The organism is Aequorivita aurantiaca (assembly GCF_030410135.1).
Taxonomy (GTDB): domain Bacteria; phylum Bacteroidota; class Bacteroidia; order Flavobacteriales; family Flavobacteriaceae; genus Aequorivita; species Aequorivita aurantiaca.
The window spans coordinates 16,250-42,996 of sequence record NZ_JAUGQQ010000003.1; the positions used below are offsets into that span (position 1 = coordinate 16,250).

19 protein-coding genes are annotated in these 26,747 nt (G+C 37.5%); all 19 read left to right on the forward strand.

The annotated features are described in order from the left end of the window. Positions 1–232 precede the first annotated feature (232 nt). The 19 genes from QRD02_RS05850 to QRD02_RS05940 all read left to right on the forward strand — a co-directional run bounded on the left by QRD02_RS05850 (position 233) and on the right by QRD02_RS05940 (position 26,742). Complete coding sequence (locus QRD02_RS05850) at positions 233–583, forward strand: helix-turn-helix domain-containing protein (protein WP_290253995.1); 351 nt, start codon at positions 233–235, stop codon at positions 581–583. Next, positions 583–1,677: a site-specific integrase gene (locus QRD02_RS05855; protein ID WP_290253996.1), complete on the forward strand. Its 1,095-nt coding sequence runs from the start codon at positions 583–585 to the stop codon at positions 1,675–1,677. The genes QRD02_RS05850 and QRD02_RS05855 overlap by 1 nt, the downstream gene beginning before the upstream one ends. Then, positions 1,674–2,690: a hypothetical protein gene (locus QRD02_RS05860; protein ID WP_290253997.1), complete on the forward strand. Its 1,017-nt coding sequence runs from the start codon at positions 1,674–1,676 to the stop codon at positions 2,688–2,690. The genes QRD02_RS05855 and QRD02_RS05860 overlap by 4 nt, the downstream gene beginning before the upstream one ends. Positions 2,691–2,921: 231 nt before the next feature. Next, positions 2,922–3,221, forward strand: a complete 300-nt coding sequence (locus QRD02_RS05865; protein WP_290253998.1) for a helix-turn-helix domain-containing protein — start codon at positions 2,922–2,924, stop codon at positions 3,219–3,221. Further along, positions 3,218–3,514, forward strand: coding sequence for a helix-turn-helix domain-containing protein (locus QRD02_RS05870; RefSeq protein ID WP_290253999.1), 297 nt, complete (start codon positions 3,218–3,220; stop codon positions 3,512–3,514). Before QRD02_RS05865 ends, QRD02_RS05870 begins: the two co-directional genes overlap by 4 nt. Beyond that, positions 3,501–4,421: a BT4734/BF3469 family protein gene (locus QRD02_RS05875; RefSeq protein ID WP_290254000.1), complete on the forward strand. Its 921-nt coding sequence runs from the start codon at positions 3,501–3,503 to the stop codon at positions 4,419–4,421. The genes QRD02_RS05870 and QRD02_RS05875 overlap by 14 nt, the downstream gene beginning before the upstream one ends. 3 nt (positions 4,422–4,424) lie before the next feature. Then, positions 4,425–6,242, forward strand: coding sequence for a DUF3987 domain-containing protein (locus QRD02_RS05880; RefSeq protein ID WP_290254001.1), 1,818 nt, complete (start codon positions 4,425–4,427; stop codon positions 6,240–6,242). A 119-nt stretch (positions 6,243–6,361) separates the two neighbouring features. Then, positions 6,362–6,661, forward strand: a complete 300-nt coding sequence (locus QRD02_RS05885) for a helix-turn-helix domain-containing protein (protein WP_290254002.1) — start codon at positions 6,362–6,364, stop codon at positions 6,659–6,661. 120 nt (positions 6,662–6,781) lie between these two features. Next, entirely contained in the window at positions 6,782–9,703 is a 2,922-nt protein-coding gene (locus QRD02_RS05890) for an SNF2-related protein (RefSeq protein ID WP_290254003.1), read from the forward strand. Position 9,704: 1 nt separating this feature from the next. Beyond that, positions 9,705–10,454, forward strand: coding sequence for a DUF3800 domain-containing protein (locus tag QRD02_RS05895; RefSeq protein ID WP_290254004.1), 750 nt, complete (start codon positions 9,705–9,707; stop codon positions 10,452–10,454). Beyond that, positions 10,451–10,948 (forward strand): hypothetical protein, encoded by a 498-nt coding sequence (locus tag QRD02_RS05900; RefSeq protein WP_290254005.1) that lies wholly within the window; start codon positions 10,451–10,453, stop codon positions 10,946–10,948. Before QRD02_RS05895 ends, QRD02_RS05900 begins: the two co-directional genes overlap by 4 nt. 305 nt (positions 10,949–11,253) lie before the next feature. Then, on the forward strand, positions 11,254–12,876 hold the full coding sequence (locus QRD02_RS05905) for a site-specific DNA-methyltransferase (protein WP_290254006.1): 1,623 nt from the start codon (positions 11,254–11,256) through the stop codon (positions 12,874–12,876). 3 nt (positions 12,877–12,879) lie between these two features. Then, positions 12,880–15,552: a DEAD/DEAH box helicase gene (locus QRD02_RS05910; protein ID WP_290254007.1), complete on the forward strand. Its 2,673-nt coding sequence runs from the start codon at positions 12,880–12,882 to the stop codon at positions 15,550–15,552. A 66-nt stretch (positions 15,553–15,618) separates the two neighbouring features. Then, positions 15,619–17,718: a Piwi domain-containing protein gene (locus QRD02_RS05915; RefSeq protein ID WP_290254008.1), complete on the forward strand. Its 2,100-nt coding sequence runs from the start codon at positions 15,619–15,621 to the stop codon at positions 17,716–17,718. A 204-nt stretch (positions 17,719–17,922) separates the two neighbouring features. Then, positions 17,923–18,333 (forward strand): Fur family transcriptional regulator, encoded by a 411-nt coding sequence (locus tag QRD02_RS05920; RefSeq protein ID WP_290254009.1) that lies wholly within the window; start codon positions 17,923–17,925, stop codon positions 18,331–18,333. 66 nt (positions 18,334–18,399) lie between these two features. Continuing rightward, positions 18,400–20,583 carry a TonB-dependent receptor gene (locus QRD02_RS05925; protein WP_290254010.1) on the forward strand — a complete coding sequence of 728 codons (2,184 nt, stop codon included), beginning with the start codon at positions 18,400–18,402 and terminating at the stop codon, positions 20,581–20,583. A 1-nt stretch (position 20,584) separates the two neighbouring features. Continuing rightward, positions 20,585–21,379 (forward strand): cation efflux transmembrane domain-containing protein, encoded by a 795-nt coding sequence (locus tag QRD02_RS05930; protein WP_290254011.1) that lies wholly within the window; start codon positions 20,585–20,587, stop codon positions 21,377–21,379. Positions 21,380–21,812: 433 nt separating this feature from the next. Beyond that, positions 21,813–22,208, forward strand: coding sequence for a hypothetical protein (locus QRD02_RS05935; RefSeq protein ID WP_269353711.1), 396 nt, complete (start codon positions 21,813–21,815; stop codon positions 22,206–22,208). A 118-nt stretch (positions 22,209–22,326) separates the two neighbouring features. Next, positions 22,327–26,742 (forward strand): CusA/CzcA family heavy metal efflux RND transporter, encoded by a 4,416-nt coding sequence (locus QRD02_RS05940; RefSeq protein ID WP_290254012.1) that lies wholly within the window; start codon positions 22,327–22,329, stop codon positions 26,740–26,742. Positions 26,743–26,747 lie beyond the last annotated feature (5 nt).

The following is a 26,747-nucleotide window of genomic DNA, read 5'->3' on the forward strand; positions in this document are numbered from 1 at the left end:
CTTGCTACCCTAAACACTTCTTTTTCTTACTATTAGACGGTTTTTCTTTCCTTTATTTGTTGCTAATTTTCCTTTTTATTGCTTATATTTGTTTCTAATCTGTTGCTAACAGCAACAAATCTGTTGCTAACAACAGATTTTTTAGACCGTGGCGAAATGATGTTACATACAGATACATTCTGATATCTCCAGTTATCTACAGTGACAGAAACAAGCCTAAAAAGATTATACAATGAGCAGCAACATCGAAATACGTAAAATTTGTCAAGATTGCGGAAATTCATTTATCGCCCGAACTACCGTCACAAAATTCTGTAGTCACAAATGCGCTTCGAGAAATTACAAAAAACGTAAGCGAGATGAAAAAATCCAGCAAGTGGCTCCAGTAAGTGTTCAACGAATGGAATTCAATCAAGAGCAATTAAAGGACAAGGACTTCTTAAGTATAGATGAAACCTGCAAATTATTAGGTACAAGCCGGATGACGATATATCGTCAGATTAAGAGCGGGAATATTAAAGCAGGGAAGATTGGTAGACGTACCATTATCAAGAGAACGGAAATCGATAAACTTTTTCAATAATGAAGGTAACACTAAGAAAACGCAATCAAGGTGGTAAAACCAGTTTATACTTGGATTATTACCACAAAGGGAAACGCAAAACGGAATACCTTAAGCTCTATCTTGACCCTACGGCCAAAACCAAAGAACAGAAAGAAGTCAATAAAAAAACACTCCAAGTGGCCGAAACCATTCGAGCGCAAAGGCAAATCGAAATTCAAAACGGTGTTTATGGCTTCCGCGATAATGAAAAATTAAAAGGAAGCTTCACCAATTATATTGAGCTACTTACTGAAAAAAGAAAAGACAGTACCGGCAATTACGGCAATTGGGACAGTATGTTAAAGCATTTAAAAGCTTACATTCCTTGGGATATTACCTTTGCCGAAGTAAACAGAGAATTTGTCCAGGGCTTTAAAGAGTTCCTGGATAAGGAAGTAAAAACGAAAGGCAACCAAAGTCTTTCCCAGAACTCCAAATACTCATATTTCAATAAACTTAGAGCGGCATTGAAACAAGCTGTTAAAGACGGCATCATTCCCACCAATCCGGCAGAAGGAATTGATGGTTTTAAGCAAGGCGAACCTCAGCGCGAATTCCTAACCCTTGAAGAACTTCAAGCTGCGGTTAAAGCGGAATGTGAAATTCCACAAATGAAAACAGCTTTCATATTTTCTTGCTTAACTGGATTACGCTGGTCAGACATAAATAAACTACTTTGGTCAGAAGTTCAACACTCCAATGAAATGGGTTATTACATACGTTTCAGACAAAAGAAAACCAAAGGAGCAGAAACACTTCCTATCTCCGCCCAAGCCTTCGGCTTGCTTGGAGAACGTCAAGATAAGGATGAAAGAGTATTCAAAGGGTTAAAATATTCAGCGTGGCATAATCTAAAATTACAGCAGTGGATGATGAAAGCCGGCATTTCCAAAACCATTACCTTTCATTGCGCTCGGCATACATACGCTACTTTACAACTTTCGGCAGGTACCGACATTTATACCGTATCAAAACTTCTTGGCCATAGGGAATTAAGAACCACTCAGATTTACGCCAAGGTCATAGATGCCAAGAAAAAGGAAGCCGCCAACAAAATACATCTCGACTTATGAAACGGGAACAAGACATTTTTAACGACATCCAGAATAAAGGGCTTCGTCCTTGGCTTGATATAAATAGTGTTGATGAGGTTTTTAGTCAAAAGTTTCACAGCCTAAAAGTTTACACCTCAAACCATCATCTTCAGTATCAACTAACCTTTGATAGACCAATTGACTATAAAACCAAATATTATCATCGATTAATCCTCAACACTCTTAAAATGGATTTCGATATAATTTTCAAAACCATTGACGAAGATAGGGATGAAAGTCTCATCCTTTATTGGTTGGATAATATTCTTAACAAACGATTAAAAACACAATTGAGGGACATTGGAACGCTCATAAAACAAAAGGATTTCGCACTCTCATACATCAATCCAAAAAACACGTCTTACCAAATAGATCAGCAACATAAAGCAGACACCTATATAATGCAGTTGCTCAAGCTCGCTTTGATGCAGTTGTATTTAGAAGTGCAGGAAGCTTTCAAAGATTGGGTCGCTGATGAATTAATTGTTGAAGATTTTTACACCCAGCTTCTACTGGAACCTATCCCGGAAAAGCTACCCATCCAAAAAATCCAAATTCTCGAAATTGAGCCGGAACCAGTCAAGAAGCGCAAACCCAAAAAAGAAGTCGAATCCCTCCCTTTCTATTCTTTCTCCTATAAACAATACCCTACTCATCAGGATAAATTAACAGATTTATGGGACAGCCTAAAACTCAACAATTTCATAAGTACAGATACTCCACTACCCACATTCAAAAAGATTTTTTCAGGAACTGAAATCAACAACCCTGTTAAATGGACAGGAAAAATAAGTGAGCTTTATTACTTCATTAAATTAATTTACACAGATTTCAAACTTGTTGAGGACTTGAAACAAGACCAATGGAAGGTTACTTGCAAATGCTTCGTTGATAAAGACGGAAATTCATATATTTTCAGGCAATTCCGCGGGCAGAAACGCCCAAGCCTCACAGGCCATAAAATAGATAAAGCCGTAAACCTACTCAAATAGCGTACTCTACACTTTACACCCCCTATTCTTTTTCAGTTTTTATTTAGCCCTTGTTTTTATCAAACAAGGGTTTTTGCCTTTGTTTGACCACTCTACACTCTACACTCTACACTACACCTTGTGCAAGCACCCTATAACAGCCTGTTTCCCGTCATACTTTAGCCCTGTATTCGGAAATCGAATATGACTTTTGGCCAAGAGTCTTTTACTAATTCTTAAATCCAAAATAAAATGGAAGAGATATTAAAAAGGCTTGAAATTATAGAAAAGCACGTATTAGACCAGAACATCATTCTGAAGAATGTACTCAACTTCAATGAAGCTTGTAAGTACTTGGAACTATCACAGTCGCATTTGTACAAACTTACAAGTGCCGGCAGCATTCCTCACTACAAACCCAACGGTAAAAAATTGTATTTCAACCGTGCCGAATTGGAAGAGTGGTTATTGCGTAACCGCAATACCACACAGGAGGAAATCGACAAGCAAGCAGCTAATTATCTAATCAAAAAAGGGAGGGTAAAGCTATGACAGAGATAATCGATTTACTCTTGGCACTCTCCCAAGAGATTAAGGACCTAAAAACACGTATCGACATTACCAGGGCAACGAGAGTAGAACGCCTAAAAGATACGTGGATTGACAATCAAGATGTAATGCAAATGCTACACATAAGTCAGCGCACCCTGCAAACGCTCCGGACAAATGGTACTATTCCCTTTAGCCGGATACGAGGCAAGTTTTATTACAAGGTAACCGACATTGAGAAGCTTTTGCAAGACCATTATTATAACCCAAATTTCAAATGCGATGGAAATAAGTAAAGAAGCAATTCTAAACAAAACGCATTATGGGTTAAAAATTTATGCCTACATCCTACGGCAGTATTATCCTGAATCAGTCCTTTCCCTAAAGGGAAGGGACTGCGGGATAACCCGAAACCCATTCAATGGCGGAAAGGACACATTACAAATAAATATTGTTGACAATGTTGCCCACCACTATGACACAGAACTAACCGATTTTAAAGGAGATATTTTTGAGTTTGCATCGTATCACTTTAAAACATTGAAAGAACAGGATTTATTGATAAAATTGAATGACGCACTGCATCTGCGTATTGGTCAAAAGAACAGTTTTTACAATAAGGAAGAACTCCAACCTGCGGTTGCGTTTCCCGAAATCGCAACACAGGCTTCGCCCGTGTTCAGCTATTTTCAAAAACCTGTAACCAATATAATCCCAAATCGGCAAGCCTCTTTGGTTGAGGTGTTCCACCTCATCAAAGGAGATGATTTTGCTTTGTGTACAAGTACACTTCGCAAAATTCAAGATGTCAAAAAAGCCCGAAAGTATAAGGCGTTTCATTTCGATTATGTAACCTTTTCCGGATTGTTCTCAAAACGAAATGATAAGGACCTTAAAAAGCATTCGGGACTTTTAACTATTGACTTTGACCACCTCAAAGATATTTCCAATTTAAGGGAAGCTTTGCTCAAAGATGAATACTTTGAAACCGAACTTCTTTTTACATCACCTTCCGGTGATGGCCTAAAGTGGGTTATCCCTATTGAATTAACCAAAGTCAAACACCAAGATTTCTTTAAAGCGGTCGCCAACTACATCCAGCATTCATACAGCTTGGAAGTGGACGCATCGGGCAAAGACATTTCAAGAGCCTGTTTTTTACCACACGACCCTAATGTTTTTATCAATCCAAAATATTTATAAGTTATGCAGAAAAAAACGTTTAATCCGTTGGATTGGATGGAAAACCCAACCCAACAACAGCAACTTACAGAACAGAACCTCCCACCAGTTACAGACAATAATTCAGACGTTGAAAAAATCATCAAAAACATTGAAGCAAATCAAATTGATATTGCCCCAAATTATAACGACTGGATTAACATAGGCTTCGCCTTCGCGGATGAATTTGGAGAAACTGGAAGAAACCTGTTCCACAGGGTCAGCCAATACTATTCCGGCTACAATTCAAAGGAATGCGACAAGCAATTTGACAATTGCCTAAGGTCAAAAGGTCAAGGCGTTTCCCTCAAAAGTTTCTTCTTTCTTGCCAAACAGGCGGGAGTTTCGATTGCTACGCAATCTCACAATCCCCGCCCTTTTTCGCTTGCTAATCGCAAGCAGAAAAATGGAGTTGAGCAAGAAAGTAGCCACCCTGAAGAACAGCCACGGGAAGTTATGCCAACCTTCCCAAAATCAATATATCCTGAACTTCCCGAATTCTTGCAACAGGTCGTTGCTATCGCAACTTCCGATGAAGAAAAAGATATTTTGCTCTTAGGTTCCCTGGTCGCCATCAGTGCCTGTTTACCAAAAGTCTATGGCATTTATGACGGTAAAAAAGTATTCTCCAATCTATTTCTTTTTGTTACAGCCCAAGCTTCAGCAGGTAAGGGCCGGATGGTGCATTGCCGCCAATTGGTAAATCCCATTCACAAGGAATTACGCGAAGAAGCCAAATTACATAAACAACATTACGAACTTGATTTAGCGGAATACAACGCCAAAAAAGGAAAAGAAGAAGGTGTAGAAAAGCCCGCAAGACCTCCTGAGAAAATGCTCTTCATTCCTGCAAACAATAGTTCTACGGGAGCCTATCAGCTTTTAGGCGACAGCGATGGCAAAGGATTGATTTTTGAAACCGAGGGCGATACCTTGGCACACGCTTTTAAAAGCGATTACGGAAATTACAGCGATGGTTTCCGAAAAGCGTTCCACCACGAAACCATTTCCTATTACCGCAGAACCGATCGCGAATTTGTCGACATTGAAAGCCCTTGTCTTTCCACCGTCCTCTCTGGAACGCCAAAACAAGTTTCGGCTTTAATCCCTAATGCCGAAAACGGCCTGTTCAGCCGTTTCATATTCTATTATATGAATGTTAACCCCGTTTGGAAAAACGTTTTTGCAAGTACAACAGACAATGGTCTGGATGATTACTTTGAAGATCTTGGCAACCAGTTCTATGAACTCTATAAGTTGCTTAAAAACAACGGTGAATTCCAATTTCATTTAACCATTGACCAACAAGACCAATTCAACAAGTTTTTTGAAGAAATACAAAGCAAATACATAAACCTTCAAGGCTTGGACTATATGGCAACCATCCGCAGGTTGGGACTTATCGCCTACCGCTTCTGTATGCTGTTTTCGGCTTTGCGCATTTTGGAGACAGGAGATATGACAAACAAACTCGTTTGTGAAGAAAGAGATTTTCAAGCTACGCTTAAAATCATTAAAGTCCTGGTAGTACATTCCGGTAAAGTTTTTAGTGAGTTGCCCGCAGAAGAACAAAAGCCTTCACGCAAAAACAGAAAAGAAAAATTCCTTCAAGCGTTGCCCAAAAACTTCAACAGACAGAAATATTTGGAGGTCGCCAAAACCCTAAAAATCCCTTCAAAAACAGCCGAAGGCTACATCACCAGTTTTATAAAATCCAACCTCATCCACCGTGAGCAACAGGATAATTATATCAATCTATCCATTGAGGAAACTGAGGAAGTTAAGGAAGTCAAGGAAGAATAATCCTTAGCTTCCTCAATATCCTTAAAATCCTTGCTTATTAACATTTCTTTTATTTCTTCTCTTTTTTATATTTTACTTTCCTATATTTGGCATTATCTGTCAAGTACAAAGATGCCACAATGAAGACATTTGCGAATAAATTAAAAAGTTTAAGATTAAAAAAAGAACTGTTGCTCAGGCAGGTTGCGGCCGCAATAGATGTGGACACCTCAATGGTCAGCAAGTTTGAAAACGGGGAACGCTTCCCAACAAGAGAACAAATTGAGAAGCTCGCTACTTTTTTTAGGGTACCGGAGAATGATTTCCTTGTGGAAGCTTTAAGTGACAAACTTAGATACGACTTTAGCGAAGAACCCTTGGCAATAGAAATACTCAAACGGACAATAAAAAAATTGAACTTAAAATCTATAAATGATTAAGCCCAACCTTTGCACCACAAATATGAAATTCTTTACTGTCAGAGCTGTCCGCAATAATAATGGATATAAGCCAGCTATATCAGAAAAAATAATTGTGTTAAGGCTAAATAAATATTTTAAGTGAATAAATTATCTACATATCACGCCAAATACTTCGCTTATGATTTAACAAGGCAATTACCTGCCAATGATATTGGTAAATTGACCGCATCCTTACAAGATGCTCAAGTAGATTTAAACCCTCATCAAGTAGAAGCAGCACTTTTTGCTTTTAAATCACCATTATCTAAAGGGGCTGTTTTGGCTGATGAAGTTGGCTTAGGAAAAACCATTGAAGCTGGCATCATTCTATCACAGCAATGGGCAGAAAAAAAAAGGAAACTCTTAATTATTGGTCCTTCCAACTTACGGAAACAATGGAGTCAAGAATTGACAGACAAATTTTACTTGCCTTCTGTTATTCTTGAAGCTAAATCTTTCAACAGTAAAATTAAAGAAGGTAATCTAAATCCTTTTGACCAAGAGGATATAATTATCATTTGCTCATTTCATTTTGCCAAAAACAAAGCACCTTACTTAAAACACATTAATTGGGATTTAGTCATTATTGATGAAGCCCACCGTTTACGTAACGTATATAAGCCATCAAATAAAATAGGTAACGCAATAAAAGACGCCTTAGACCACTGCAAAAAAGTGTTGTTAACCGCAACACCTTTGCAAAATTCTATTTTGGAGTTATACGGTTTAGTAAGTCTCATTGACCCATACATTTTTGGAGACTTAAAAAGTTTCAAAAGTCAGTTTAGCAGAAATATTGATGAAGAAAATTTTACAGATTTACGAAACCGTTTACAGCCCATTTGTAAGCGTACTTTAAGACGACAGGTTTTAGAATACATCAAATACACCGAGCGTAAACCTTTAGTTCAGGAGTATTTTCCAAATGAAGATGAAACAACGCTTTACAATTGGGTAACGGACTATCTACAACGACCAAAACTGTATGCTTTACCATTCAGTCAGAGGCAATTAATGACCTTAATACTTCGTAAACTTTTAGCATCATCTACTTATGCCATCTACGGTACTTTAGATGCTTTAGTCAAGCGTTTGGAAAACATCATTACCAACCACAATGCAATTGAGGAAGAAGATGAAATGACTATTGACTTTGAAACCTATTATGAAATTCAAGACGAATGGGAAAGCGAAGAAGAAGATGAAAGTGAAGTCGAAGATAATTTTGAGGAAATTGTTTATACAGAGGAAGAAATTGAAGAAGTTAAAAGTGAATTAGCCGACTTAGAAAAGTTTCGGGCTTTAGCTCAACGCATTAGAAAAAACTCAAAAGCAGAAAAATTATTCACTGCCTTAGAAAGAGGGTTTACAGCCTTAGAATCATTGGGTGCTAATCAAAAAGCTCTAATCTTTACAGAGTCCAGAAGAACACAAGATTTTATTTGCAACCTACTGGAAGCAAGAGGGTATGCAGATAAAGTAGTTAAGTTTAACGGAAGCAATGCAGATCAAAAATCGAAAGAGATTTATGCAGCTTATCTGAAAAAACACAAAGGCACAGATATTTTAACAGGCTCATTAACTGCAGATAAAAGAGCTGCCATAGTTGATTATTTCAAAGAGGAAGCAACTATAATGGTGGCAACCGAAGCAGCTGCCGAAGGTATCAACTTACAGTTTTGTTCTTTGGTTATCAATTTCGACCTGCCTTGGAATCCTCAACGTATTGAACAACGTATTGGAAGATGCCACCGTTACGGTCAAAAATATGATGTTGTAGTTATCAATTTCCTCAACAAAGCCAATGCGGCCGACCAACGTGTTTATGAACTCTTAGACCAAAAATTCCGCTTATTTGATGGCGTTTTTGGGGCTTCTGATGAAGTTTTAGGTAGCATTGGCAATGGTGTTGATTTTGAAAAAAGAATCGCTACAATCTATCAGCAATGCCGAACCACAGAAGAAATACAAACGGCTTTTGATGATTTACAACAAGAATTAAAGCCTGACATTTCCGAAAAAGTACAGGAAACCAGAAAAGTATTGATTGAAAACTTTGATGAAGAAGTAAGAGAGAAACTCAAAACCAATCTTTTTGAAAGTACCGAAAACCTTAACCGCTTTGAAGAACGATTATGGGATACCACAAAATTCTATCTAAACAGCTCAGCCCAGTTTGATGATGAAAACTATACGTTTACCTTAACGAAAAATCCATTCCCAAATGTATCTATTCATCAAGGTCCGTATATGATTTTGAAGCCTAAGCAAGGGCAACGTAAATCGGATATTGATGTGCCTGATGACACCAATATTTATCGTATAGGTCATAAGTTAGCCAAAGAAATTTTAGGTGCTTGCAAGCAACTCAATACAGCTCCCAAAGAATTAATCTTTGATTATTCTAACACCCCAACCAAAGTAACTGCACTTGAAAGCTACATTGGGCAATCGGGTTGGTTACAGGTAAGCCATTTAGAAATCAATTCTTTTGAGTTTGAAGATTTTTTAATCACGGCTTGCATTACGCATAATGGCAAAACCATTGATAAGGAAATAGCCCAACGCTTCTTTTCTATTCAAGCCACTGAAGGTCAAAACCTTTATGCACCAGAAGATATCAAAAAAACTTTAGAAGAAGTATTGTACAGCGAAACGCAAAGCGTTATTTCAGAAAATGCTAACCGTAACAAAGACTTTTTTGATACCGAAATAGATAAGCTCGACCAGTGGGCAGATGATATGAAATTAAGTTTGGAAAAAGAAATAAGAGATTTAGATGCTGAAATAAAACTCAAGAAATCGGAAGCTAAAAAAATGCTCAACCTGGAAGCTAAAGTAAAAGCCCAAAGAGCCATTAAGGATTTAGAAAAGAAACGAAGCGAAAAACGACAACACCTTTTTGAAGCTCAAGATACCATAGACGACCGCAAGGAAAACCTATTAGACGAGATTGAAAGGCGTTTAAAGCAAGAAGTGAACACCACCGAACTATTCACCATAAAATGGAAGATGAAATAATATGAGAGAACACATAAATATATATTGTGATGAAAGTTGCCATCTCCAAAACGATAAACAATCCGTTATGGTTTTGGGTGCTATTCATTGCCCAGCTTCAAAAAAGGATGAGATTTTTCTACGAATAGATGAATTAAAAAGAAAATACATTCTCATACCAAAGTATAATAAACACCCTAAGGAAAACAGAACCTATTATGAGATAAAATGGAATAAGGTTTCTAAAAGTCAAATAGATTTTTATCGGGATATAATTGATTACTTCTTTGATGATGATGATTTATCATTTCGTGTTTTAGTAGTACCCGATAAGTCTTTATTAGACTACGAAAAATATGGTCATACACACGATACTTTTTACTACAAAATGTATTTCAGTATGCTAAAAGCTATTTTACAGCCTGAATTTGCTCATAATATTTATATAGATATTAAAGATACACGAAGCAGGGAGAAAGTGCATAAATTGGAAAACGTACTCCGAAATGACAAATACGATTACAATAAAGAAATCATAAAAAAAGTACAGCAAGTTCGTTCTCACGAAGTAGAATTAGTCCAATTGGCAGACTTACTTATTGGTGCGGTTTCTTATGTGAGCAGAGGTTTGAATACAAGTGAGGCAAAAAATGAATTGATTGAATTGATAAGACATAGATCAAGGTATTCTTTATTAAAATCCACACTTATAAAAGAAAGGAAGTTTAATATTTTTATTTGGGAATCTTCTAAATACATCAGTACAATATGAGCGAAGTAGAAGAATTAATATTCCCAGACTTAGAATATTTTGAAGATTACAACGGTAATTTTCAAAATTACTTTCAAGCAGTTTATAAAATCTTTGAAAAGGACTTTATCAAAAAGAACACTCATTTTCAAGGAGTAAGGGTATCCGCACAGAAATTTCCTTTGGTAGATGGCATACATAGAACGTTTTATCATATCACTCACGAAGGAGAGGACGAACAAAACAGAGAACCAGACTTTAGACGAATGGAAAGAATACGTTTTCCAAAATTCTGTATTGAAAATTGCCCCCACGAGCATTTGTTAATTTGGAAAAATCAAAGAGGTAGAGATACACGAATACTAATTTTTAATGAATCAGAGGGATACCTAACAGTACTCACAGAACGTAAAGACTACCATTTATTTTGGACAGCTTATTACATTACATCAAACAGAAGAAAGAATAATTTAATTGAAGAATATGAAGCCTATAAAAAAGCCAAAACCGCTTAGGGTTGCCAAACGGTTTCTATACTCCTTTAACACTTACAGTCCTAAGACTTGGTTACTGAGCTGGTGCAAAGGTACAAATATTTTTGATATTTAGGGCATATTGGTTGGATAAAAAAGATAGAGACGAAATAGAAAACGAAAATATAAAATGATAAATCCTAAACTGTCTTACAGGATTCGCAGGATTTAAGGATGAATAAGATTTAAAACATAGTGAACCTTGTGAAACACTTTGTGAGCCTTGTGGTAAGAAATCTTAACCGCGAAGAACACAAAAAATACACGAAGCACACAAAGAAAATAGTATGGCAAAAAAGAATTTACAAAAACTCGAACTCACTTGGATAGGCAAAGGCGAAGAACCTAAGCTCGAACCTCGTATTCTCATAGAAAACCCAGAGTACAGCTATGGCGACCCCAATAGCCCCAATATGCTCATACACGGAGACAACCTCCTTGCTTTAAAAGCCCTCGAACAGGATTATGCAGGTAAAGTAAAGTGTATTTACATTGACCCACCTTATAATACTGGGAGTGCCTTTGAGTATTATGATGATGGCGTGGAGCACTCTATTTGGTTATCCCTAATGCGTGACAGGTTGAAGATTCTTTATAAGCTACTTAGTAATGACGGTTTTATTTTTGTGCAAATTGACAATAATGAAATGGCTTATCTAAAAGTTTTAATGGATGAGATTTTTGGAAGAAAAAATTTTGTTAATGATATAATTTGGAAACGAAGAGGTGGTGCAGCAAATCCGTTAAATAGACTGAATAACGTAACAGATTTTATTCTATGGTATTCAAAGACTCCCGAAAACCTTGTTGAGCCTATATACACCTTAGAAGATGACCATACTCAAAAATATATTAAGGAAAGGTTTAAAGGTAAACTTCCTGATGGTCGAGTATATATGCTTGCACCAATTGAAAGAAATGCAAAGCTTGGTATGAGAGAAACTCTTCGTTATGAATATAAAGGATACAAACCTAAATGGGGTTGGATGGTTTCAGAGGAGAATTTAAAAAAAATGGACAGTGAACAGAAAATTCATTGGAACACTAAAGGAAGACCAAACAGAAGAGTTTTTTTAGAAGAATATAAAGGGCAACCAGTTGGTAATTTATGGACAGATATAAAAGTAATAAATCCTATGTCCGCAGAAAGATTAGATTTTGATGGGCAAAAACCAGAAGCACTTCTTCAAAGAGTTTTTAAGTTAACTACCAATCCTGGGGATTTAGTTTTAGATAGTTTTTTGGGGTCAGGCTCAACAGCAGCAGCGGCACACAAAATGAAGTTGAAATACATAGGAATTGAATTAAGAGATCAAGTATATTCATTTACTATACCAAGATTACAGCGAATCATTAATGGTTCTGATCTAGGTGGTATAACCTCCACCGAAAACTGGAAAGGAGGTGGCGGTTTCAAGTTCTATACCCTTGCACCCAGTTTATTAAAGAAAGATAAGTTTGGTAATGAAATAATAAACCCAAGCTACAATGCCGATATGTTGGCCGCAGCTATGGCAAAACAAGAGGGTTTTAAATACCAGCCCGATGAAAACATTTACTGGAAACAGGGCCAAAGCAGCGAACAGGATTTTATTTTTACCACTACTCAGTTCCTAACGGTAGAAGCCTTAGACAGCATCAAAGACGAAATGAAACCAGACGAAACTTTGCTTATTTGTTGCAAGAGTTTTCAAAAAGAATGCAAAGGCAAGTTTGGCAACATTACCATCAAGAAAATTCCTTTAATGCTTTTGGGCAGATGCGAATATGGCAAAGAAGATTACAGCTTAAATATTATCAATATGCCTGTAGAAGATAAAAACGAAGATTCAGAGGATACTATTGAAGAAATCAGCGTACAAGCCATTAGAGATAAAAACAAATCAACCGACCAAACCTCATTATTTTAATTTATGAATTCAACCGCCAGAACTATAAAACAACGCTTATCACTACGTCAACCACTCCAAGATTCACTCGATATTGTGGCTCAACTTTGCCAAGATTTAGAGCTTAAAAAAGAAGTCGATTTAGAAGCAGAATTAGAAAAGGTAAAAGCTCATTTTCCTACTTGCACCGATTTTGAAAGAGACTTTGTTTCCCTTGCATTCTCTATTGCCACAGGTGTAGGTAAAACCCGTTTAATGGGTGCTATTGTAGCTTATTTATATTTGCAAAAAGGTGTCAAAAATTTTTTCATTTTAGCACCAAACTTGACCATCTATGATAAACTCATAGAAGACTTTGGCAATCCTGCCTATCACAAATATGTTTTTAATGGTATTTCGGAGTTTGTACACAACAGACCCGTAGTAATTACAGGCGATAATTATGCACAGCAAGGAGCTTTATTTTCAGATTCAGAAATTCGCATCAATATTTTCAATATTGCCAAGTTCAATTCAGATAACAGAGGCACAAAAAAAGGAGGTATAAGTTTAGCCCCAAAAATCAAAAGACTATCGGAGTATTTAGGGCAATCCTATTGGGAATATCTATCAGGTTTAGAAGATTTAGTCATTCTTATGGACGAAGCACACCGCTACCACGCAGATGCTTCTAAAAATGCCATCAATGAGCTAAAACCTATATTAGGTATAGAAATGACTGCCACACCATTTGATGAAAAAGGCAAGCAATTCCAAAACATTGTGTTTGAATATTCCTTAGCCCAAGCCTTATCAGATGGTAAATACGTAAAAAACCCGGCTATTGCCACTCGAAAGAATTTTCAAAAAGGTTCTTTGAGTGACCGTGAAGTTGAAATCATCAAATTGGAAGATGCCATTAGCATACACCAAGACACGAAAAACGAGTTGGAAATCTATTCCAGAAACAATGAAGTAAAATTGGTAAAGCCATTCATTTTGGTGGTTTGTAAAGACATTGCCCACGCTAAAGAAATATATGAACTCATCAATACAGATGCCTTTTATGATGGGCAATACAAAGGCAAAGTATTACAGATAGATTCATCAACTAAAAAGGAGGAAGATATTGAACAACAGTTTATTTCATTAGAAAGTACAGATAATGAAATAGAAATTGTAATCCACGTAAATATGCTCAAAGAGGGTTGGGACGTGACCAACCTATACACCATTGTGCCACTTCGTGCCGCCAATGCAGGTATATTAGTAGAACAAACCATTGGCAGAGGATTAAGATTACCCTATGAGGGCAAACGAACAGGCGTAGATAAAATTGATAAATTAACGGTAGTAGCTCACGAAAACTTCAATGCTGTTATTGAAGCAGCCCAAGACCCTAATTCGATATTGAACAAAATGAGTTTTGTAGAAATAGCCGAAGAAGATTTATCTACCAAAACCGTAGTAGTTACCTCTCAACCAGTAATGGAGCAAACCTTTGTAAAGGAACAGGAGAAAATCAACGTAATTGTCAATCCACAAGACAAACAAAAGGCACAAAACAACTTAGATGCTAAAAAAGCAATAATCAATGTACTTCCCGATTTTGGTAGTTTACCCGAAGTTAGAAGAGTAGAAGATTTAAGCAAAGAAGAAGTAAAACGTAAAGTCATTAGGCAGGTAGAGAAAAACCTATCCGAAGGTCAAGGTAATCTTTTTGCAGCTCAAATTATTGCGGAAGCTAATGAAGTGTATGATACAATGGTAACAGAATACAAAAAGAATATCATTGAAATACCACGTATGGACTTGGTGCAAGGCGAAACCAGAGCAGAGTTCAAACAATTTGATTTAGACATTACAGGATTCAATTTTCAAGCCTTAGAGCAAGAAATTATCCGAATGGGCTTAAAAGATAAGCAAGTAGAAACACTCAAAGCAAAATCAAGCGGTTCGTATGGCAATCCTATCAAACTCATCATTGCAGAATTAATTGATTACCCAGAAATTGATTATGATGAAAATGCAGACTTATTGTATCATTTAGCCACCCAAGCCTACGAAGCTATCAAAGCCAATATAAGCAACGAAGAAGAATTGCCTTCGGCAATCTTCCAATTCAAAGCAGCAATAGCGGAAAAGGTTTACAATCAAATGAAACAGCACTTTCATTTGCATTCAGCAGATTATGTTGCTCCACGAGTCTTTCCATTTATACGCATCGAGCAATGGAGCTTTTCATCATTGGTAAATGCAGGCTACAAAGACTATCGAGACATTGTAAGCCCTACCAATATGATTCCTAAATATGTATTCAGAGGTTTTGAAAAAGCCTGTCATTTTGAATACAAGTTTGACAGTAAAGCCGAACAAGATTTAGCCTTTGTATTAGAAAATGATGCATCAGTAATCAAGTGGTTAAGACCAGCACCCAACCAATTTAGAATTTATTGGGACAACACCTCAAAAAGGTATGAACCCGACTTTATTGTAGAGACAGAAAGCACAATTTATATGCTTGAAGTCAAGCGTTCCGACCAAACCGAAGAAGAAACCGTATTAGCCAAAAAAGTAGCAGCAGAACGCTTCTGTAGATACGCATCAGAATACACAGCAGCTAATGAAAGTAAAGAGTGGAAATATTTAATACTTCCGCACAATGAGGTAAGCAGAACCGTAAGTATGAACTATTTAACAACTAAATATCAAGGATAGAAAATCTTTTATTTGACAAACTCCTAAACATCCCCAATTTATGAACCGCTAAAAACACCCGAACCAATGGAAAATCTCTGTTTCAACATTCTAACATTCGAGCCTCCCCAGAACGACCTAACACTATATTTCAGTAATATAGAAGATGAAACTCTTAATAGAGTATATCACACCAAAGTCCCTGATGAAGTAATCGAAAGATTTGAGAAACAGGAGCATTACTACACCTCTTTTGACAAAGAGGCTCCACACTCTTTTCCTGTTACCAAACTTATCAGTCCAGCCTACGAAACAAGGAAAAATATAGACGGGGAAGATCGTTCATATATAGTTCAAAATTCAGCTTGGTCTATTTCTATTTTAAAACGATACTTTAACGCCAAAATACACGAATACTTTAAGAATAAAGAGTTTCTCGTAAAACCCAATTTCATCCACGATACAGAAATATGGATCCCAAGCCAAAAGTTTGATAGTACAGGTCAATTCGATCTCTACGACCGTTACTGTATAAAAGTGCAATTCAAAACAGTAACAAAGCAACTGGAGCTCTTAGTAACTTTCGAAGGCGTTTCTAAGGTTTATAAAGAATCAGTTGAGGTACTTCAAAACCTTGTTTCCCCTACCGCCTACAATTGGGTAATATTTGAAAATGAACTATATAGATTTGAAGAATTGCCAGATGCCGGAAAAAGAGCTTACGGCCAAGTGTTTCCAGTATGGAATTTCAGAACCCGAGACGCTTTGGGTGAAACAACAGGAGCGCCTGATAAGTCAAACAAATACATAAAATTTAAAAAGGGCATTGATTTATTTTACGCAGAACACCTTGACAACAAAAAATTTAGAGCAATCATCCCTATAACTTCTAATGGATTTATCCGTGTCCCCGAAATCAAAATTGGAAAAGTTAGAAGCAATAGCAATCAATTATTGTTCGGCAATAACAAAACCGGAATTGTTCCAATGAACGGTCTCAAAGACTATGGCCCTTATGGATTAAGCAATACCACGAAAATTCATTTCTTTTTTATTTTTCATAAACGTGACCAAAAAATTACGGAAAAAATAGATAGTTTTTTCCAAGGCAAAGAAAAAAGATTTAGTGGATTATACCAGTTCATTCGCACAACTTATCATACCGAACCTAATTTCAGTATAAGATTTAAGGACTTAGATAACCCGTGGCCAGAAATCTATGCCCAACTAACTGAAAAACATTTCGAACCGGATATTCGATACATCGCAATATACATCAGCCCGTACTCCAAAAATTCAGCGGACATATCCAGAAGAAGAATATATTACCAACTCAAAGAATTATTGCTTAAAAAAGGAATTTCATCCCAAGTAATAGATGCGGAAAAGGCAATGAATAACGCCAATTTGCATTATAGTTTACCAAACATAGCCATTGCTATTTTAGCAAAATTAAAAGGCATTCCTTGGCGTCTGGATAACACTCTTGAGAAAGAATTGGTGGTTGGTGTAGGAGCTTTTAAAAACTATGACTTCGATATTAAATATATAGGAAGTGCTTTTAGTTTTTTCAATAACGGGCAGTTTAATCGTTTCGAATGCTTCAGACAAGACCAAACCAAAGAATTGGCAGGTTCCATCAAAAGAGCGGTAAAGGAATACGCATCCAATAATCCCGATATAAAACGGTTGATAATTCACTTCTATAAAACAATGCGCAGGGATGAATTGGCACCTATTGAGGAAGGCCTAAGAGATTTAGAATTGGAAATCCCAGTTTTTATTGTATCCATCAACAAAACTGAATCCTCCGATATTGTCGCGTTTGATTTAAACTGGAAGGAATTAATGCCACTTAGTGGCACATTCATCAACATAGGTTTCAATAAATTCCTGTTGTTCAACAACACACGCTATAATAACGGTTCTTATAATTTCAGTGAAGGTTTTCCCTTTCCCATCAAGCTTAAAATTGAATGCACTCATCGAGAATTGGCAGAAGATATAAAAGTAGTACGAGAACTAATAGACCAGGTATATCAGTTCAGCAGATTGTATTGGAAATCAGTGCGCCAGCAAAACCTACCTGTTACCATAAAATACCCCGAAATGGTAGCAGAAATGCTCCCCCACTTTGACGGCAACGAAATCCCCGAATTTGGAAAAGACAACCTATGGTTTTTGTAGCCGGAGTAATCGCAAGTCTCTACCTTAACTTATTGTTTAGGGTTTCCTTTTGGTTGCGAGAAAAATATTAAAGTATTGCATTTGCATAAAGCCATCTGCGAATACTTGCAAATATTTATTTTTGGTTAAGTTTAAAACGGAGTTGAAATTTTTGGATGAAAGCAACTAAAGTTAATACACAAAAAAATATGGTACATTAAGAAAATGCAAACCGAAGAAGAAATCCTAAAAATAAAAAAAGTGAAAAACACCGCAGTTAGAACTGTGGTTTTAAGACATCTTTTAAGTCAAGAAAAAGCCCAATCTTTAAAAGATATCGAAAACGCATTGGTGTACACGGACAGAAGCTCGATTTTCAGGACACTAAAAACATTTGAGAAAAAAAAAGTCATCCACAGTATTGAAGATGGCTCCGGAATGACCAAATATGCAGTTTGTGCAGAAGGGTGCAATTGCGACCCAAAGGATTTGCACTATCATTTTTATTGCACAAACTGCGAAAAAACCTTTTGCCTTTTCGATGTGACCATTCCCAATATCCAACTTCCCAATAACTTCAAATTACAGCAAGCCAATTTGGTCGTCAAAGGCTTATGCGACAATTGTAACAAATAATCTTTGCAATCGGGTTGCACCAAAAACCAAATACATTTGCACTATTCTTACAACTAGAATTAGCAAATGAAGAAAGCACTTTTAACTACTTTATTTTTAATAACATCAATTTTATCCTTCGCACAAACAAGCGATATTTCGATTTCTGTGGGCAATGCGGAAACTAATGAACCATTAATGGGCGCTACCATATATCTTGAAGAATTGGAGAAAGGCGCGGTAACGGATTTTGACGGAATCGCCACATTCACAGAAATTCCCATTGGCAATCAAATTATAAAAATTTCATACATAGGCTTCAATACCATCGAAACCATTATTGAAATTGGCGCAAAAAAGGAGTTCTCTTTTAAACTCGAACCAGGAGGAAATGAGCTTGACGAAGTTGTCATACAATCCTCAAGAAGCACACGAACCGTAAGAAAAATTCCGACACGAATTGAATATATCGGTGCAGAAGAATTGGGCGAAAAAGCCGTAATGAACCCAACCAATATTTCTATGGTGCTTCGAGAAAGTACTGGAATTCAAATGCAACAAACTTCATTAAGTAGTGGAAATACAAATATTAGAATTCAAGGACTTGATGGCCGATACACCCAACTTTTAAGAGATGGGTTTCCTTTGTATGGTGGATTTTCAAGTGGATTGAGTATTCTACAAATCCCACCATTGGACCTGCAACAGTTCGAAATCATTAAAGGAAGTGCTTCTACGCTTTATGGCGGCGGGGCAATTGCGGGTTTAATAAATATGGTATCCAAAACACCGGATGAAGAACCGGCATTGGATATTATGCTTACCCAAACACAAGCGTTGGGAAGTACCGCAAACGTATTTTACAGCCAGCGAAATGAAAAATATGGCGTTTCGTTGTACGGTTCGGGGCATTACCAAAAAGCATACGACCCGGAAGACGATGGTTTCAGTAATATTCCAAAAACCACTTCGGTTTCATTCAACCCAAAATTCTATTATTATCCCTCAGAAAATACAACCTTTTGGATAGGCCTCAACGGAACGTATGACGACAGAATTGGTGGCGACATTACAAAAATTGAGAGTGGCGAAAATGGAATCCATCAATATACCGAAGAAAACGTTTCAAAAAGATTGAGCAGCCAAGCGGTCTATGAAACACAAATAGATTCGGTCAGTTCCCTGAACATCAAAAACAGCGTCTCGTTTTTTGATAGGAAACTAACGATTCCCGATTTCATTTTTGACGGAAAACAGACCAATACATTCACGGAATTAACCTATCAAAAGGCAGCTAATAGAACAGACTGGATTTTTGGTGCCAACCTCTATTCTTTTAATTTTGATGAAAATGACAAAGCACCGCTACAACGCGACCAAAGCGACCTTACCTATGGTGCGTTCATAAACAATATTTATGATTTTTCAGATAATTGGATTCTGGAAACAGGAATGCGAGCCGATTACAATACAGATTACGGTTTCTTTCCCCTTCCGCGAATTTCATTGCTCTATAAAAACGATAATGGATTTTCAAGTAGAATTGGCGGTGGCTTGGGCTATAATATTCCCGATATTTTCACCGAAGAGGCAGAATACGTCCACTTTGAGAATGTCCTCGCCATAGATAAATCTTCAATAAAGGCCGAACGTTCCTATGGTGTCAACTTTGATGTGAACTACCAAACGCAATTATTTGATGCAGTAGGTTTTTCAATCAACCAACTTTTTTATGTTTCGGCAATCAACAATGGGTTATTGTTAAATGCCACCGATAACGGATTCTTTCGGTTTGAAAATGCAACCGATGAAATTTTGAGCAAAGGTGCGGAAACCAACATCAAGTTTACATACAAAGATTTTCGGTGGTTCTTGAATTACGCACTTATTGACACTAAGTTGAACTATTTGCCCGGCAATCCACAAAAACCGTTAACGGCAAAACATAATGCGGGAAGTGTACTGATGTACGAAGCTGAAAAATGGCGAATTGGTTATGAAACCTTTTACACAGGAAAACAATTATTGTCCAACGGAACAGAAACAGCAGATTTTATAACAATGGGATTGCTTTTGATGCGAAATTTCAAATTTGGGAGTGCATTCGTAAACTTTGAAAACTTTACCGATAGAAGACAAAGCAGTTTTTCGCCATTAGTATTGCCACCACACGACAATCCGGGCTTTCCCGAAATATACGCACCAACCGATGGTTTTATTTTTAGCATAGGTGTCATTATAAAACCTTTTGGAAACGAAGATGACGACTAAAATGAACAAAACAACATTTGTAATTACCAAAATGGACTGCCCTTCGGAAGAAAACTTAATCCGAATGAAACTGGATGGGATTCAAGAAATCAAAAACCTCGATTTTGACATTCCCAACCGAAAATTAACAGTCTTCCACTGCGGGCAAAGTGACCAAATCGAAAAATCAATTCTCGAACTGAATTTAGGCGGGCAAAAATTAACCACTGAAGAAACCGACCAAACAGAATTTAAAGAAAATACAAGCCAAAAAAAACTTCTTTGGACAGTTCTTGCCATCAACTTTGCTTTCTTCGTAATCGAAATGGCAACTGGACTTATTTCCAAATCAATGGGCCTGGTTGCCGACAGCTTGGATATGCTTGCCGACTCCTTCGTTTATGGAATTAGCCTTTTTGCGGTTGGAGGAACCCTAATAAGAAAAAAACGGATTGCAAAACTTGCTGGATATTTTCAAATAACCCTTGCGGTTATAGGATTTATAGAAGTATTGAGACGATTCTTCGGCGCAGAAAAACTTCCCGATTTTACAACAATGATTATCGTCTCAATTCTCGCTTTAATCGCCAACGGGATTTGTCTTTACCTACTACAAAAATCGAAAAGTAAAGAAGAAGCGCATATGAAAGCCAGTATGATTTTCACCTCAAATGATGTAATTATCAATTTAGGAGTTATTACTGCCGGACTTTTAGTGAATTGGTTGAATTCATCAAAACCCGATTTAATAATAGGAACAATTGTTTTTGTGTTAGTTGTTCAAGGAGCATTTAGGATTTTGAAAGTGAGTAAATAAGAGTCATATCCATTTGCAGTTACGTGGCTAAATGCTCGGTTACCGTCGTATTTCCGCTTTCAGTTGAGTATTAAGAGAGCTAATGCGGTTTTGGAGCTATTTTGGCTGTTGAGGCATTACTCCGTTCAGAAATTCGGCTCTAATTTCCGCACCAATTTAAGCTAACCCCGTTTTTTTATAGCGGTATAAGGTGATTCCAATTTTTAAGGAACAAACCCCACCGCACAGCCATTTGCTTTCAGTCGGTTCTTTTCGCTCGTTCGTGCCTCACTCTCTACAATCACCCACTTCCAGCAACGCGCAGCAAGAGTAGCCCACCATTCATTTCCGTTGCACTACAATTCATTCAGGGCCACACTTGCTATTTCAACTCCTGAGTATCATTATAATTGCACAACCTTTGCACGTAATTATTTGTACATTTGTAGAAATTATGAAACTATTCTTTTCCATATCAATGTCAATTTTATTCTTTTTTCAGGGAATTAGCATAGATATGGACTTTTGTGGGCCAATTAAAGAAATTTCAAGTATTATTACCCATTATCAGGATCATAAAATTTATGGCGACTCTTTCCTTGAATATGTAATTGAAGATTACATTGACAATGATGCAAAAAATGAAGGGCATCATAATAACCCAGATAAGGAAAATACACCAGTTCATTCTCATAATCAATGTTGTCATCCTTTAGTATTATTTATTGCGAACAACAATTCGGCCCTAATCAATCGACTAAAGTTTGAAGATAAAGAGCCGTTCAATTTATATACAGTTAACTTCTATTCCAGATATCTGGAATCTCTCTTCCAACCCCCGCGAGTATAATTCAGTTTTTTTTAAGGATAGCTATATCCTAACGTGATGCTTCTCAAAGTAAGCATTGCTTTATAAATGCGTTGCACCCATTCGCACCGTAAATTTTCAACTGAATTAATACATATTTATGATTAATAAAATCATTTCATTTTCCATTAATAATAAATTTATTATTGGGCTATTTATAGTGGTGCTTATTGGCACAGGCATATACTCAATGGCCACTATAAATTTGGGTTCCGTGCCTGATATTACCAACAATCAAGTTCAAGTTATAACAACTGCCCCTAATTTGGGAACGGAGGATATTGAGCAATTTGTAACCTTTCCCGTAGAATTGGCAATGGCAAATCTTCCAGACGTTATCGAACTGCGTTCGATCTCTCGTTTTGGACTGTCCGTGGTAACCATTGTTTTTAAAGACGAAGCAGGAACCTATCTGCCACGACAATTGGTCCAAGAAAAATTAACCGCAGTTGCGGAAGAAATCCCTGAAGGTTTTGGCACGCCTTTTATGGCGCCCATTACCACGGGCTTGGGCGAAATATTGCAATATACCTTAAAGGTTAAAGAAGGGTACGAAGAAAAATATGACGCAACGGAGCTACGCACCATCCAAGATTGGATCGTAAAACGCCAAATGGCATTAGTTCCTGGAGTTGTAGAAGTAAATGCTTTTGGGGGTTATGTAAAGCAATATGAGGTTGCCATAAATCCAGGTAAGTTAAAAAGCTTTGGCATCACGATGAATCAGGTTTTTGAAGCCCTTGAAGTGAATAATGCCAATACGGGCGGTGCCTATATTGAAAAAAACCACCAAGCCAATTTTATCCGTGGCGAAGGCTTGGCACGAAGTATTGAAGATTTGGAGAACACGGTGGTAACCACTCAAAACGGAAGCCCTGTCTTGATTCGCGATGTTGCCGAAAAAGTGGGTTACGGAAGCCAAGTGCGCTACGGTGCATTTACCCAAGATGGTCATGAAACTGTTGGCGGACAGATTCTGATGCTAAAAGGCGAAAGCCCGGCTAAGGTAATAGAAAATGTCGAAACGCGTATAAAGGAAATACAAAAATCCTTGCCTGAAGGCGTATATATCGATACATTCTTAAGCCAAAGCGAACTGATTGAGAGAACCACAAGTACCGTTAAAACAAATCTAATTGAAGGGGCACTCATCGTAATATTCGTTTTGGTACTCCTTTTAGGTAGCTTCCGTGGCGGTTTGATAGCAGCTTCGATAATCCCCTTGTGTTTATTGTTCGCATTTATTTTGATGAAGCAATTTGGTATTTGGGCAAATTTAATGTCCTTGGGTGCAATTGATTTTGGAATTATTGTTGACGGCGCGGTAATTATAGTGGAGGGAACGGTTTTTCACATTCATCAACGGATGAAGAAATCCAATGCAATTATGGGACAATCCGAGATGGATGAAATAGCCTATGATTCTTCTAGTAAAATGATGAATTCTGCCTTTTTCGGTCAACTAATCGTTCTCATTGTTTTTACACCTATTTTGTTCTTGACAGGTGTGGAAGGAAAAATGTTCCGACCAATGGCGTTCACCTTTGGTTTTGCTGTTTTAGGAGCAATAATTCTTTGTCTTACCTACGTGCCAGTGATGTCGTCATTATTTTTAAAACCTGCCAAAAACCAGAATAGTTGGTTTGCTAAATTTGAAAATCGGATGGATAGGATAAGCGATAAAATTATGGGCCTTTTGAATCGCGTGTATCTGCCCATACTGAATTTTTCACTTCGTTTTAAAGCAGGGGTCGTAATAGGTGCGGTTGCCTTGCTATTGATTGCAGGATTTGTATTCAAAAATATGGGAGCTGAATTTATCCCGAAATTTGATGAGGGCGATATTGCGTTTCAAGCGTTAATAAAACCGGGCAGCAGTCTTACAGAGACCATCGAGGCTTCAAAGAAACTTGAAAATCTAATAAATGAATTTCCCGAAGTTAAAACTGTAGTTTCAAGAATCGGGGTAGCCGAAATCCCAACCGACCCAATGCCTATGGACATTGCCGATAGTTACATTATTCTTGAAAAAGATAAAAGCAAATGGACTTCCGCAGACAGTAAAGAAGAGCTTATAGAAAAAATACAGGAGAAAATTTCGGTGGTTCCCGGTGTCAACTTTGTATTTACCCAGCCGGTGGAACTTCGTTTTAATGAGTTGCTAACTGGAGTCCGTGAGGACGTGGCAATCAAATTGTACGGAGAAGATTTGGATGTGTTGGCAGATAAGGTACAGGAAATCGCAGCGGTAATACGTGAAGTGCCGGGTGCAGCAGACCTTAACGTAGAGGCTACAAGCGGTTTGCCACAAATGACAGTAGTGTATAACCGCGCAAAAATGGCGCAATACGGTGTAACCGTGGATAAATTGAATGATTATGTAAGTGCCGCCTTTGCAGGCGAAAGGGCAGGTGTGATTTTTGAAGGCGAAAAGCGTTTTGATGTGGTCATCAGGTTGGCAGAGGACTTTAGACAAGACATCAATAGTTTAAAAAATCTTTACATAGACCTGCCGAACGGTGCTCAAGTGCCTCTAAAGGAGGTTGCGGATATCAGTTATAAATCCGGGCCAATGCAAATTTCAAGAGACAACACTATGCGTCGTATATCTGTGGGTGTAAATGTTCGTGGACGCGATGTAAAATCGATGGTCGAGGAAATTCAGCAAAAACTGGAAACGGAAGTGGAACTGCCACCAGGTTATTACGTCACTTATGGAGGATCATTTGAAAACCTGCAACGTGCATCAGACCGATTGATGATAGTAGTGCCCATCGTTCTGCTAACAATATTTATCCTGCTTTATTTCGCTTTAAATTCATTTTCACAGGCTTTGATGATTTATATGGCAGTGCCTTTGGCGGCAATAGGCGGGGTTTTCATTTTGTTGATCCGTGGAATGCCTTTCAGTATTTCGGCAGGGGTCGGGTTTATCGTACTCTTTGGAGTAGCGGTTTTAAACGGTCTGATACTCATAAACAAATTCAATGAACTAAAAGAAAGTGGAATGACAGATTTAAAAAAACGTATATACGAAGCTACGCACGAACGTTTACGTCCCATTTTATTGACTGCCATTACCACAATTATGGGCTTTATCCCAATGGCGGTTTCCACCTCTGGTGGTGCAGAAGTACAGCGACCATTGGCAACAGTAGTCATTGGAGGAATGCTTACGGCAACATTTTTGACCTTGGTGGTTATTCCTATTCTTTACTATTGGCTGGAATCGAGAAAGGAACGAAACAATACAAAGGGGGATATAAGCTATGTCAACAGGTCAACAAACATTATAACGGTATTATTGATGGTTGGAGGTTTGATGGCTTCTGGAACTTCATTTGCCCAAGACAATAGTCAAGATGGTACAATTCCAAAGACCTTGACCATTGATGAGGCCATTGCTATGGCAAAACAGAATTATCCTACGCTCAAGGAAAGCCAGGCATTTATTGAACGGGAAAAGGCGATGAAAGGCACCAGTTTTGACCTTGGTAGTACGGAAGTATTCACTGGCAAGGAAGAATATGGCAATAACCTACCCGGAATACAAACAACCGTTGGTGTGCAACAGGGAAATATTGATTTGCTTTCCGGGTTTTCAAAATCGAAATTTTACAAAGAACGGATTGCCTTGGGAGAAAAGTTTTTTGTGGCAAGTGAACAACAGTTGGTGCGTAATGTGATGCAGGCGTATGACCAAATTAATTATTACAAGGCACAGTTGCGTTTTGCTGATCAATTGGACAGTGTTTATGCCAATTTTAAGACCGCTGCCCAACTTCGGTATGATACCGGAGAAACAGGCAAGTTGGAATTTATTGCAGCCTCTTCCGAATTTCAACAGATACAAGTATTAAAACAACAAGCTTTTGATGATATTGAAATCGCCAAACGTGCCTTAAAACAATATTTGGGAACCGATGAAAACATCGAGACGGTTGATGTCGTTTACGAGCCATTGGATTTTATGGCTACATTAGATTCAACTTCAGTGGCAAATAATCCAATGTTGCAATATGCCTTGCAAAATGCCGAAGTAAGCAAGGCAAACGTGGGTGTCGAAAAATCCCAATTTCTACCTAAATTTAGTTTATCGTATGGCAGACAGGTTGTAGATGAAGTGTCAGGCTTCAATACTTTTCAGGCAGGCATTAGCATTCCACTATGGTTTTTTCCGCAAAAGGCAAGAGTCAAGTCAGCTAAGGCAGACGCAATGATGGCAGAGTATCAATATTTGGAACAAAAAGAAGTTACGGAAAGCCGTGTTTCGCAATTGCTCCAATCCCTCGAAAAAACTAAGAAGACATTGCAATATTATAAAGAAGGCGCACTGCTATTGGCAGAAGAACAGATAGCCACGGCACAATTGGCATCCAAGGAAGGTGAAATTGATTACGTTAATTACATTACAATTCTAAACAGTGCCATCCGTATCAAACAAAACCATTTACAATACCTCAATCAGTATAACCAACAGTCTATTGAGGTACAATATCAATTGGGTAATCTATAATCATA